This is a genomic window from Roseivirga spongicola (assembly GCF_034376045.1).
GTDB classification, from domain to species: Bacteria; Bacteroidota; Bacteroidia; order Cytophagales; family Cyclobacteriaceae; genus Roseivirga; species Roseivirga spongicola.
In genome coordinates, this window is record NZ_CP139724.1 from 528907 (window position 1) to 541785 (window position 12879).

Below are 12879 nucleotides of genomic sequence, written 5' to 3' on the forward strand. Positions count from 1 at the left end.
AGATTGAGCGAAAGAACCGTAAAAAAAATCCAATACCTCTTGAACCCAAAAGAGAGAAACCTGAAATCAAATCAGAAATACTTGATAACTCAAAAGAAAAGCTGGTTACCTGCTACTATTGTTCAGGAACGGGTACGGTTTCTTTTGGTATGACATGCCCTGACTGTAACGGAAAGGGTAGCTTTATTGTAACGAGCAAGGGCATTGGTGATTAAACAACCCTTGTCCTATTCACAGGATAGATCATGGCTGATGTTTGATTTCATATACTCCCTACGTGCCTTTGCTCTGATTTGATTAGTTGAATACATCAATCTTTTGATCACGGGGTTTTGATACTTGGTTCCCCAAAACCAGGCAAAATCATTTTCTGTAAATCCTAATAAGTGCGCCACGCGCTTATGGCTCTCGAAATTGTCTAATTCTGTATAATCTTCTACACCTTCATTATAATATCTAGCAAATAGCTCTCTCCCATCTTCTACCTTAGCTGCTTGAGCATAGACTTGAACACAGCTTTCTGTATTGAAGTCTAATGCAGAAATGCGCTTTGTTTGAACCAACTTTTCCAGTTGTTTATTTTCCGGGTAGCCTTCATCTATTCTAACAGGTGCAAGTCCCTTCATATGTCCCTCAAGTAACAAACCTGCCTTTAAATAACGATCTGAGTTTTTGAGTGAGTTAAGATGCTCACTCATTTCAGCATGTAAAAGGACGTTCCAATCAGAGTTACCTTTAGTGCTATCAAGGGCAAAGAATGCGACAACTTGCTCGGCTTGTTGTTCATTCAAGTCCTCATGATTATTCCATGCATGAGAAAGGATATTGGAAATGAGAGCAGCTTCAGCATTTTGATCATTTCTGTGGTAGATGCGAAAATGTTCCCTAAACAGCTTTTCTCCTGTTTTAACAACATCTCCTTTATCAATTGCAAGTTGAAGATCAGGGGTGATATCGGAGGGACTCATTATTGCCACCGGCTTTGCTCCAATAGCCATGAGCTCAGCTTCGTAAGGCGTATGTGGATTACCTATACCAGGCTTTGAAATAGCCTTAAAAATAGGCTTTAATAATGTCTTGTAGGATCTCCAGCTCATCATCGGATATTACCATAATAAATGACGGCTTGTCTAGAACTAGCTCTCGGTAGAATTGAACGCTAAAGAACATATGACCTCTAAATCTCAAGACTATTTGGAAGATATTAAGAGCGAAAGACTTCGAACTGGAAAGGGTGTTGAGTCCATTTTGGAGTATAGTAGCCTTCCTGAGGGACTCAGCAAAACGCGCGTCACTAACATCCTATATGGTTTGATTAAAAACATCAGTCAGGAAGAATATGACTTTATTATGTCTCGGTACGCTCTCTTTCCGAATGAGAAAAGGGTTAAACTAACCAAGCCAAAAATTGATAAAATCAAACAGCTTATCGCTGATAAGAACATCCCAAAAGCAGAGATATCGAAATCATTCGCCAGGTATGAGGGCTTCAACGTTAGTATTCTCAAAACATGGTTAACAGGGGATATAAAAACAGCCAAGGAAAGCCATTTAAAAGGCGTAATGCAATTCCTTGAGAGCTATGAACCTCCTAAAAAGGTCCGTATTTATGATGCTCTTCAATCAGATGATGGTTTTTTACCCATTAGCCAGGAATTAAGAGACTTTATTCAATCAGAAATAGACAGAACGGGACTAGGGCCTCAAAGAGCCTTGAAAGGCAATACAAAAGCTAAAGAGATAGGGCTCACTTCAGGGATCATCTATCGCATCCTCGGCAAGAATGGAAAAGCAAAAACAGCCAAAAAAGAACATATTGAATTACTCAAAGAGCTTTGGAAGAGTAGGTGACGGATATAAATACCAATCAATCACAGCATCCCATTTTCTTTCCTTAGGCCGCTAATTGCTAAGCACAAGTGATAAGGCAAGAGGAAACGGAATAAACGAGAAGGGCTTGTAGGGCAGGCTTTATGCCGTAGTCTCTTGATGTTCAATTGTGCGGGGCTAGCTTTGCCTTAAGGGAGAAGAAATTGGTTGACCTAAAATGAAGCTAGGCATAGAGCCGGTTATTGCACAAAGGTGAGTGCCCTGCATGAAGGCAGACATCAAAACATTTCTTAATTTCGCTTTATAAGCTGATAGATTTTATAATGGAATTAAATTTGACCACTTGAACCTTCGAAAGGACAGCAAATGATTTATATAAAAAATATGGTTTGCCCACGATGTATTGAGACGGTTAAGCATGTGTTTGACCAGCTTGATATCCATCCTAAGCGTGTAGAATTAGGTGAGGTGATACTTGATAATGACTTAACACCCTCTAAAAAAGAGGAGCTATCCAAACAATTAAAATCCAAAGGTTTTGAGCTTTTGGAAGATCAAAAGTCAAAGCAAATTAGTCAAATCAAGGCCATTATTATCGAGCAAGTTCATCACAGCGAAAAACCAATTGATACGAACTTCTCAACCTTGATCAGTGACAAGCTGGCTCAGGAATATAGCTCTTTGAGTAAGCTTTTTTCATCAGTCGAAGGAGTTACTATTGAGAAGTATATTCTTCAACAAAAGGTAGAAAAAGTGAAGGAATTACTTTTTTACAATGAAATGAGCCTGTCTCAAATAGCCTATCAGTTAGGCTATAGCAGTGTTGCTCATTTATCTGCTCAATTTAAAAAGGAAACGGGCATGACTCCAAGCCTATTCAAAAAGACACGACCTAACCGCAAATCTATCGACTCTATATAACTAACCAGAATCATGTAAATCTTACCCAAGATTCTGTAAAACTTAGCTCTGGTAGTCTTCCGTTCTTTGTAGTATCCGAAAATGAGGAGGAGAATATGGAGACTACAGATAGAGAAACACATAAAATTAAATCGAGAATAACAAAACAGTCATTTCCAGTAACGGGTATGACCTGTGCTGCTTGTGCGGGTAGTGTAGAATCTATTCTATCGCATACAGAGGGAGTAACGAATGCCAATGTTAATTTTGCTTCTTCTTCTGTACTGGTAGAGTATGATACAGCCTTAGAACCTTCTGATCTGCAAAATGCCTTGCGATCAGTAGGTTATGATTTGATCGTTGATGCCGAAGACCCCTCGGAAGCCCAGGAAACCCTGCAAAAACAACACTACGAAGATGTAAAGCAACGCACGATTTGGTCAGCTATTCTTACACTTCCGGTATTCATACTCGGCATGTTCTACATGGATTGGGTTCCCGGCAGGTGGATTTCAATGGTGCTTAGTATTCCTATTCTGTTCTGGTTTGGCCGAAGCTTTTACATCAATGCCTGGAAGCAAGCCAAACATGGCAAAGCTAATATGGACACATTGGTTGCCCTCAGTACAGGTATCGCTTTTATTTTCAGTGTATTCAATACCCTCTTTCCTGATTTCTGGCATGCAAGAGGAATCCACCCACATGTGTATTACGAAGCAGCTACAGTTATTATCACCTTCATTTCTTTAGGTAAGCTATTAGAAGAAAAAGCCAAGTCCAATACTTCTTCAGCCATTAAGAAATTGATGGGATTACAACCCAAAACACTTAAAGTAATCCAAAATGGCGAGGAAGTGGAAATGCCTATTTCATCTGTTCAAAAAGGATATACCATTGTTGTAAGACCGGGAGAAAAAATACCTGTAGACGGTGAAGTCTCTGAAGGAAATTCTTTTGTGGATGAAAGCATGATTACAGGGGAACCTGTGCCTGTAGAGAAAACGAAAGGTACGGAAGTCTTTGCTGGTACAGTCAATCAAAAAGGAAGCTTCCAATTTATTGCAAAGAAAGTAGGTGGCGAAACGCTGCTCTCGCAGATCATTAAGATGGTGCAGGAAGCTCAGGGAAGCAAAGCCCCGGTTCAGAAACTGGTTGATAAAATTGCAGGGATTTTCGTTCCCATTGTAATCGCCATAGCTATCGTGACTTTCATTACCTGGATGCTGGTGGGTGGAGATGATGCGTTTACCCACGCCCTACTCACCTCGGTTGCGGTTTTGGTAATCGCTTGTCCGTGTGCTTTGGGTCTGGCTACTCCCACCGCCATTATGGTGGGCATTGGAAAGGGTGCTGAAAACAATATCCTGATCAAAGACGCAGAGAGTCTGGAACTTGGTCACAAAACAAATGCCATCGTACTGGACAAAACCGGAACGATAACAAAAGGTAAACCGACTGTTACCGACTGGCAATGGGAAAATGACAATGACTACTACAAACAAGTGCTATTGGCCATTGAGTCACAATCTGAACATCCTCTGGCAGATGCCGTGGTAGCCGAATTGAAAGAAAAAGGTTACAAACCAGAGGCTATTACCAGCTTTGAAAGCATCACAGGCATGGGGGCACAAGCCCAGTCTTCGGATGGCGAAAAGTTTTACATCGGTAATCAGCGCTTGATAAATAATAAAGGCATTACAATTTCACCTACTCTGGACAATCAAGCCGGTGCATGGAGGGATCAAGGCAAAACGGTCATCTTTTTTGCGAACCAAGCAAAAGCTCTGGCTATACTAGCGATAGCTGACGAACTGAAGGAAAGCTCTGCTGCTGCTATCAAAACGCTGCAAGGTCGAAGTATTGAAGTATACATGCTTACAGGTGACAATGAGCAAACCGCAAAAGCCGTGGCTGACCAGGTAGGTATTGATCACTTCAAGGCCGAAGTAATGCCGTCCGATAAGGCTGATTTCGTAAAGGAATTGCAAGCACAAGGTAAAGTGGTGGCGATGGTGGGTGATGGGATCAACGACTCTCATGCGCTTGCTCAAGCAGATGTAAGTATAGCTATGGGCAAAGGCTCAGATATAGCAATGGATGTGGCTAAGATGACACTCATCACTTCAGACTTACAAGCCATTCCAAAGGCGTTGAAGCTGTCTAGAAGAACCGTTCAGGGCATTAGGCAAAATCTATTCTGGGCATTTATCTATAATGTAATCGGTATTCCAATCGCTGCTGGTGTTTTATATGCCTACAATGGATTCCTGCTCGATCCGATGATTGCCGGAGCTGCAATGGCTTTCAGTTCAGTATCGGTAGTGGCGAATAGTTTGAGACTGAGAGCGGCAAAACTTTAATCAATTTTTAATTCAAATAAATTAGATCAAAATGAATACATTAAAATTCAAATCCAATATCAATTGTACAGGATGCCTATCTAAAGTGACTCCTGTGTTGAACGATGAAAAAGCGATTCAGCAATGGGATGTAAACCTGGAGCATGACGACCGTATCTTAACGGTAGAAACCAACGATTTAAGTGCCGAAGAAGTACAAAAAACGGTAAGTAAAGTGGGTTTTAAGGCTGAATTGATAGAAGACTAACAAAAGTGAGTGGAGTGTGGTGAGATACCACTCTCCCTCAATTTTAAAGACTCGCATTGAACTAATTGAAAAAATATTCGTTATTTTGAATATTGATGAAGAGAATTGTCTCCATATGCCTTGCATTTTTATTGCTCTCAAGCAATATGGGCTTTGCTGTAGTGACTCACTATTGTGCCGGCTTGGCTGTAGACTTTAAATTGACTTTACAACAAGGTGAGCTAGACTGTGGTATGTCTGACATGGATCAGAAACCGTGTAAGTCAAAACCTTCCCACACTCAGGAAATAGCAAAGCAAGATTGCTGTGTTAATGAATACCAGTTTCTGGAATTAGAGGAAAACTTTGAGCGATCTGTTGTCAGTGGTATCAATTTAGACTTTGTAGTTGCTTTTGTTCACTCCTTTTTAGGCTGGACGATTTCTTCTAATAACTTTTCTTCTTACAACACAAATTATTCCGCTCCTCCGATAGAACAGGATATTGCTGTGCTCTATCAGGTGTTTCGCATTTGATCTTTTGATGATAAGCTAGAGCTGGTTGCTTTAACGCAAACCAGAGCTAAGAAGGTGTGTCTTTTTTAAGCACACACCAACACTCTGTGTTATTTGTCATCAAAACGAAATACATGTTAAATCGAATAATAAAATTTTTCTTAGAGAATAAACTAGTTACTGTACTCCTTCTATTAGGCCTTATAACCTGGGGTATTGTGACAGCTCCTTTTGGCTGGCAGGTTGGTGCTTTACCCTCTGATCCTGTTCCAGTTGACGCTATCCCTGATATTGGAGAAAATCAGCAGATTGTTTTCACACAATGGCAAGGACGTTCCCCACAGGATATTGAAGATCAAATCTCTTATCCGCTAACAACTTATCTACTGGGTATTCCTGGGGTTAAGTCTATCCGTAGTTCATCCATATTCGGCTTTTCAAGTATCTACATCATCTTCAATGAAGACATTGAATTTTACTGGAGTCGGTCTCGAATTTTGGAAAAACTCAATTCTATTCCATCGGGTTTGTTACCAGGTGGTGTTCAACCGACCTTAGGTCCAGATGCCACTGCTCTTGGTCAAGTGTATTGGTACACAATAGAAGGAAGAGATCCTGATGGTAATCCTACTGGTGGCTGGGATTTGCATGAAATCAGAACCGTGCAGGACTTCTATGTCAAATATGGTCTCAATGCAACTGAAGGCGTTTCTGAAGTAGCTTCTATTGGTGGCTTCGTGCAAGAGTACCAAATAGATGTTAACCCGGATGCCCTAAAAGCCTATAATATCCCATTACACCGCGTAATGCAGGCCGTCCAAAAATCCAACAAAGATGTTGGTGCAAAGACAATTGAGATCAACCAGGCAGAATACCTGGTGCGTGGCTTGGGCTATATTAAGAAGGTAGAGGACATAGAAAAATCAGTTGTCGCTGTAAATGCAAATGTACCGATAAGGATTCAAGACATTGGGAAAGTGACACTTGGTCCCGCCACCAGAAGGGGCTTGTTGGACAAAGATGGTGCTGAAGTGGTCGGTGGTGTAGTGGTTGCCCGCTATGGAGCTAACCCACTTCAAGTGATCAACAACGTGAAGGATAAGATCAAGGAAATCGCTCCGGGACTACCCAAGAAAACCTTAAGTAATGGAACTGTTAGCCAGTTGACGATTGTGCCTTTTTATGATCGCTCGCAGTTGATCTATGAAACACTTGGCACCTTAGAAGAGGCTATCTCCTTACAAATACTGATTTCAATATTGGTTGTGGTGATTATGGTTTATAACCTTAGAGCCTCTCTACTTATCGCTAGCATATTGCCTATTACCGTCTTAATGGTCTTTGTTGCCATGCGGTATTTTGGGGTAGATGCCAATATCGTTGCACTCTCAGGGATAGCGATAGCCATTGGTACCATTGTGGATTTAGGGATCATCCTCTCTGAAAACATCATTAAACATATAGAAGAAGCTCCTGATGAGCAGAAGCTTATTAAAACAATATATCAAGGATCGGCTGAGGTATCTAATGCAATTCTTACTGCTGTTTCTACCACCATTGTAAGCTTTGTGCCCGTTTTTACTATGCAAGCGGCAGAAGGCAAACTTTTTGGGCCGTTGGCATTTACTAAGACCTTCGCCTTAGTGGCAGCATTGGTTGTTTCACTTTTGATTTTACCTACATTGGCACACTGGTTTTTTGGTTTTAAGATTAAGAGCAGACGCATAGTCAAACTTGCGAATCTAGGGCTTGTATGTTTAGGTATTGTGGCTTTGTGGCTATCGTCTTGGTGGGCTGGAATTATGCTCATTCTATTTGCCCTCAGCTCCTTTTTCAAAAGTTGGTATGAGAAAGAAGATAGGTCTAAGCAATGGTATTCAGGTATAATAGCTCACCTTGATCTTATCATTGTGGTTTTAGGTGTGGTTTGGCTATTGGCCAAATATTGGCTACCTCTCGGTGCTGGTGAGAGCCTATTGACCAATGTATTGTTTGTTGCCTTGTTGGTTGGGGCAATACTGATCGTATTCAACGCACTAGAACATTACTACCGTCCTATTCTTAAATGGTGTTTGGGCAATAAATGGAAATTCTTAATCATCCCATTTTTTCTAATTCTGTTCGGTATTAATATATGGCTGGGTTTCAGTGCGGTTTTTGGTTTTGTAGAGAAAGGCTTTGACAAAGTGGGTGTCGAAATTCAAACCAACAAAGTCTGGTCATCTTTGACTCATGCTTTTCCTGGGATAGGAAAAGAGTTTATGCCCTCACTTGATGAAGGGAGCTTTTTATTAATGCCGACTTCTATGCCGCATTCCGGTGTTGAATATAATCGAAGGGTAGTTGGTCAACTAGATATGCTGCTCACCAACATCCCTGAAGTATCCCTTACAGTCGGTAAACTAGGTAGAGTGGAATCAGCACTCGATCCTGCTCCTATTTCCATGTATGAAAACGTTATCAATTATAAGCCCGAATATGCTACCAATAAAAAAGGTCATCGCCAACGCTTTAAAACTGATAAAGATGGTCATTTTGTTCTTGCTTCAGGTGACAAAATCACTAATGACGAAGCGTTGCTGCAAGGAATAACTTCATCTGATCTTATAGAAGACAACAATGGTACGTACTTCCGAAACTGGCGGCCTCATGTCCAATCGCCAGACGACATCTGGAATGAGATTATAAAGGTTACCAAAATCCCCGGTGTAACCTCCGCTCCAAAACTTCAGCCTATAGAAACACGGCTGGTCATGCTGCAAACAGGAATGAGAGCACCTATGGGAATCAAAGTGTATGGCCCCGATCTGAAAACCATCCAAGACTTTGGTATTCAACTAGAAGATATATTGAAAAATGTGCCCTCTGTTAAGACAGAAGCCGTTTTTGCGGATCGGATCGTGGGCAAGCCTTATATGCATTTGAACATCAATCGTGATGAGATATCAAGGTATGGCCTTACAATTGAAGATGTACAGCAGACTATCGAAACGGCCGTTGGTGGCATGAAAATCACCACTACCGTGGAAGGTAGAGAGCGCTTTCCTGTTCGGGTACGTTATCCTAGGGAGTTAAGGGATAATCCAAATACTTTATCGAACATTCTCCTTCCCACACCTACAGGCGCACAGATTCCACTCGGACAAGTAGTCGACATAGAATATGTAAGAGGGCCACAAGCCATAAAAAGTGAAGAGACCTTCCTAGTAGGTTATGTACTGTTTGATAAGAGAGAAGGTTATGCGGAGGTAGATGTTGTCAATGACGCTCAAGCCGCTATTAAAGATCAGATAAGTGCTGGAAATCTAAATGTTCCTGCCGGTATTAGTTACAAATTCTCTGGTAGCTATGAAAATCAGGTGAGAGCCGAAAAGCGGTTATCCATCATTGTACCTGTTGTTCTAGGAATAGTTTTTCTGATCCTCTATTTCCAATTCCGATCGGTAAGTACCTCATTGATGATCTTCACTGGAATTGCGATGGCCTTTACAGGCGGCTTCATCATGATCTGGCTCTACGGGCAAGGCTGGTTTGCCAATTTCGAGCTATTGGGAGCAAACATGCGTGATCTCTTCCAAATGAAGACAATTAATTTAAGTGTGGCGGTCTGGGTAGGCTTTATCGCCCTTTTTGGAATTGCCACTGATGACGGGGTACTAATGGGTACCTATCTCGACCAAAGCTTTGCCAGAAACAAAACCAAAACAGTACCGCAAATACGTGAGGCTGTTATTGAGGCAGGTTTACGCAGGATCAGACCAGCCGTAATGACTTCTGCCACCACAGTAATTGCCTTGCTCCCGATCCTAACATCTACGGGTAGAGGATCAGATATAATGATACCAATGGCCATACCAGCCTTCGGGGGCATGCTAGTAGCAGCAATCACGTATTTCATTGTCCCTGTGCTATACTGTTTAAGAGAAGAACGAAAACTTAGGAAAGAATCATGAAGAAGATCATATGCTTATCAGGCCTTATCATGCTTTTGAGTTTGCAAGTTCAAGCTCAAACACTAGAGGAATATTTTGTCCAAGCCGCAAAAAATAATCCTAGCCTTCAGGCCAAATACAAATCATTTGAAGCATTGCTGGAAAAAATACCTCAGGTTAACAGTTTACCAGACCCAACACTATCTTTTGGATATTTCATATCTCCGGTTGAAACCCGTGTTGGGCCACAGCGAGCAAGGTTATCATTTAACCAAATGTTTCCGTGGTTTGGGACACTTAAAGCAAGCGGGGACGTTGCTGCATTAAATGCTGATGCACAATATCAGTCGTTTCTTGATGAACGAAACAAGCTTTACTATAAGGTCGCTGCTGCCTTCTACCCTCTATATGAGCTAAACAGATGGCTGGAACTGGAACGAGAAAATGCTGAGATTTTGGAGTCTTATAAAAGGATAGCTACCACAAAATTTAAGAATACTGAAGGCTCATTGGTAGATGCACTTCGTGTCGATTTGATGTTGAAGGATTCGCAAACCAATATTGAAATTTTAGAGGAGAAGAAACTACCACTTCTTAGTCTCTTTAATCAATTGCTCAACAGAGATGAATTTGAACCTGTTGAAACACCAGATTCACTTTTGATTCCTGATGATCCTGAAGTCTATCCAAAAGATTCAGTCTACAAAAACAATCCTGTTATTCAGGAATTAGAGTATAAGATCAATGCTAGTAAAGCCCAAGAAATTCTAGCTGAAAAGCAAGGGCTACCGAAGCTTGGCCTGGGACTGGACTATATGATCGTTGGTACAAGAGATGATCTAGCCTCTGGCACAAGTATAGCCGATGATGGTCAGGACGCCTTAATGCCGATGGTCTCATTTAGTATCCCTCTTTACAGAGGAAAATACAGAGCTGCAAAGAAAGAAGCGCAATTAAAGCAGCAGGCCTACACACTCCAAAGGGTAAATACCATCAACACCCTTACATCTGGATATGAGATGGGTGTTTTTGAATTATCACAACAAAGCCAATTAGTAGCTCTTTACCATGAGCAAATTGATCAAACCAAGCAAGTATTAAACCTTTTGCTCACCGCTTACGGTAATTCAGGTAAAGAATTCGAAGAAGTGCTGCGTGTACAACAGCAGCTTCTAAAATATCAAAAAATGAAAGCTACAGCACTTATGAAATATCATATTTCTCTGGCAAAGCTCCAGTACTTAACAGCAAAGAAGTTTTAATCATGAAAATATCTGTTCAAAAATTAATAGTAATAGGCCTTGTGATTCTGAGTGCGGGGCTATTAATTGGGTGGTTTATTTTTAGCGGAAGTACTTCTGTTAAAAATCTCTCGGCTGATGATCATTCCCATACTGAGGTTATTAATGGGGAAACCGTTTGGACATGCTCCATGCACCCTCAAATAAGACAGGGTGAGCCTGGCCAGTGCCCAATATGTGGGATGGACCTTATTCCACTTGAAGAGGACGAGGGTGATGGGATTGATCCAATGGCCATATCGATGTCACCAACCGCAATGCAGCTTGCCAGTGTCGCCACTGCCCAAGCAGGAAGTTTAAGGCCTGTCAAGAATATCCAATTAAATGGGAAAGTTCAAGAAGATGAACGACTGGTTTATTCTCAAACCTCTCATTTCCCAGGTCGGATTGAAAAACTGATGGTCAATTTTACAGGAGAATATGTGAAAAAAGGCCAACCTATTGCTTACCTCTATTCCCCTGAATTGGTCACAGCACAAGAAGAACTTTTTGAGGCCTATAAGATCAGAGAGAAACAACCCAATCTATATAAGGCTGCTCGTGAAAAGCTGAAAAACTGGAAACTTGAAGAAGCCCAAATAGATGCAGTGATTAATACTGGCGAGGCCAAGGATGAATTTCCTATTAATGCCGATCATTCAGGGTATGTCATTGCAAAAAATATCAACCTCGGAGATCATGTGAAGGCTGGGCAGGCCATCTACGAAATTGCTGACCTGTCTCAGGTATGGGTACTGTTTGATATTTACGAAAGTGACCTCCCATGGATAAGCAGAGGAGATTCTGTATACTTCACGGTTGCCTCACTTCCTGGAAAGACCTTTGAGGGAAAATTAGATTTTATCGACCCTGTTATTAACCCTCAAACTCGTGTGGCACAAGCTCGTGTTGTTGTCGACAATATCGATAAAAAGCTGAAGCCTGAAATGTTTGCCTCAGGACTTATAAAAGCTGAGTTGGAAGAACGTAAAGACCAACTGATCATACCTGAATCAGCAGTGCTATGGACGGGTAAACGCTCAGTGGTTTACGTCAAAACATCTGAGGGTAAAGGGCTTCATTTTATGATGCGAGAGGTCGTCTTAGGTCCATCTTTAGAAAATTCTTACATCGTGGAAAGTGGCTTAGTAGCAGGAGAGGAGATTGCCGTTAGTGGGGCATTCTCAATTGATGCGGCTGCTCAGCTTTCTGGTAAGCCTTCAATGATGGCTCCCGAAGGTGGAGCCGCAATGATAGGTCATAATCATGGAGAAATGAACCAAAGTTCATCGCAGATGGATCACTCTAAACATCTATTGAGTGAGCAATTAAAGGTCAATAAATTTGATCAGACCTATGCCAGCGATCCGAAGTTTCAAGGCCAATTGCAAGCCGTCTTCAATGCCTATTTACCTGTAAAAGATGCACTCATCCAAAGTGATGCAAAAACAGCGAGTCAAGAAGCAGAGAATCTCCAAGCCACAATTGACAAGGTAAATATGAAGTTAGTCAAAGGAGAAGGACATATCGAATGGATGAAAGATCTGGAAGTGCTCCAAGAATCTACAGAAGGCATAGTTCGTGAATCGGATATTGAAAAGGCTCGAATGATGCTCTCCCCATTGAGTGACCAACTCTATCATTCACTAAAGAAATTTGAAGTGAAAATTGGAGGGTATCGCCAATTCTGCCCAATGGCAAAAAACAATCAAGGAGCATTTTGGCTGAGCAATTCAGAAAAAATATTAAATCCCTATTTCGGTGACGCTATGCTTACATGTGGAGAAATAACCGAAGACCTTAATTAAACAAAACATAAAATTTAACCTTTAGAAA

9 protein-coding genes are annotated in these 12879 nt (G+C 41.3%); 8 read left to right on the forward strand and 1 reads right to left on the reverse strand.

Translation table 11 applies throughout. The features are described from left to right. Window positions 1-227 precede the first annotated feature (227 nt). Window positions 228-1100: a hypothetical protein gene (locus tag T7867_RS02385; protein ID WP_322299800.1), complete on the reverse strand. Its 873-nt coding sequence runs from the start codon at window positions 1098-1100 to the stop codon at window positions 228-230. A gap of 70 nt (window positions 1101-1170) precedes the next feature. On the opposite strand from T7867_RS02385, the gene T7867_RS02390 reads away from it, so the two are divergent. From T7867_RS02390 to T7867_RS02425, 8 genes are all read left to right on the forward strand, one after another. Then, a complete protein-coding gene (locus T7867_RS02390) occupies window positions 1171-1851 on the forward strand; it encodes a hypothetical protein (protein WP_322299801.1) in 681 nt (226 codons plus the stop codon). A 345-nt stretch (window positions 1852-2196) separates the two neighbouring features. Next, the gene (locus tag T7867_RS02395; RefSeq protein WP_322299802.1) at window positions 2197-2751 is read left to right on the forward strand and encodes a helix-turn-helix domain-containing protein; all 555 of its coding nucleotides are present in this window, start codon (window positions 2197-2199) and stop codon (window positions 2749-2751) included. Between the two features lie 95 nt (window positions 2752-2846). Then, window positions 2847-5090: a heavy metal translocating P-type ATPase gene (locus T7867_RS02400; protein WP_322299803.1), complete on the forward strand. Its 2244-nt coding sequence runs from the start codon at window positions 2847-2849 to the stop codon at window positions 5088-5090. Between the two features lie 31 nt (window positions 5091-5121). Then, window positions 5122-5337: a heavy-metal-associated domain-containing protein gene (locus T7867_RS02405; protein ID WP_273275721.1), complete on the forward strand. Its 216-nt coding sequence runs from the start codon at window positions 5122-5124 to the stop codon at window positions 5335-5337. Between the two features lie 95 nt (window positions 5338-5432). Beyond that, window positions 5433-5852, forward strand: coding sequence for an HYC_CC_PP family protein (locus T7867_RS02410; RefSeq protein WP_322299804.1), 420 nt, complete (start codon window positions 5433-5435; stop codon window positions 5850-5852). 113 nt (window positions 5853-5965) lie between these two features. After that, window positions 5966-9784, forward strand: coding sequence for an efflux RND transporter permease subunit (locus T7867_RS02415; RefSeq protein ID WP_273275717.1), 3819 nt, complete (start codon window positions 5966-5968; stop codon window positions 9782-9784). Beyond that, complete coding sequence (locus T7867_RS02420) at window positions 9781-11025, forward strand: TolC family protein (RefSeq protein ID WP_273275715.1); 1245 nt, start codon at window positions 9781-9783, stop codon at window positions 11023-11025. Before T7867_RS02415 ends, T7867_RS02420 begins: the two co-directional genes overlap by 4 nt. Before the next feature lie 2 nt (window positions 11026-11027). After that, window positions 11028-12851, forward strand: coding sequence for an efflux RND transporter periplasmic adaptor subunit (locus tag T7867_RS02425; protein WP_322299805.1), 1824 nt, complete (start codon window positions 11028-11030; stop codon window positions 12849-12851). Window positions 12852-12879 lie beyond the last annotated feature (28 nt).

What these genes read in the sequence shown, in the direction of transcription:
- T7867_RS02385 (WP_322299800.1), bottom strand. Translation starts at nt 1,100, where the DNA reads ATGATGAGCTGGAGATCCTACAAGACATTATTAAAGCCTATTTTTAAG.
- T7867_RS02390 (WP_322299801.1), top strand. Translation starts at nt 1,171, where the DNA reads ATGACCTCTAAATCTCAAGACTATTTGGAAGATATTAAGAGCGAAAGA.
- T7867_RS02395 (WP_322299802.1), top strand. Translation starts at nt 2,197, where the DNA reads ATGATTTATATAAAAAATATGGTTTGCCCACGATGTATTGAGACGGTT.
- T7867_RS02400 (WP_322299803.1), top strand. Translation starts at nt 2,847, where the DNA reads ATGGAGACTACAGATAGAGAAACACATAAAATTAAATCGAGAATAACA.
- T7867_RS02405 (WP_273275721.1), top strand. Translation starts at nt 5,122, where the DNA reads ATGAATACATTAAAATTCAAATCCAATATCAATTGTACAGGATGCCTA.
- T7867_RS02410 (WP_322299804.1), top strand. Translation starts at nt 5,433, where the DNA reads ATGAAGAGAATTGTCTCCATATGCCTTGCATTTTTATTGCTCTCAAGC.
- T7867_RS02415 (WP_273275717.1), top strand. Translation starts at nt 5,966, where the DNA reads ATGTTAAATCGAATAATAAAATTTTTCTTAGAGAATAAACTAGTTACT.
- T7867_RS02420 (WP_273275715.1), top strand. Translation starts at nt 9,781, where the DNA reads ATGAAGAAGATCATATGCTTATCAGGCCTTATCATGCTTTTGAGTTTG.
- T7867_RS02425 (WP_322299805.1), top strand. Translation starts at nt 11,028, where the DNA reads ATGAAAATATCTGTTCAAAAATTAATAGTAATAGGCCTTGTGATTCTG.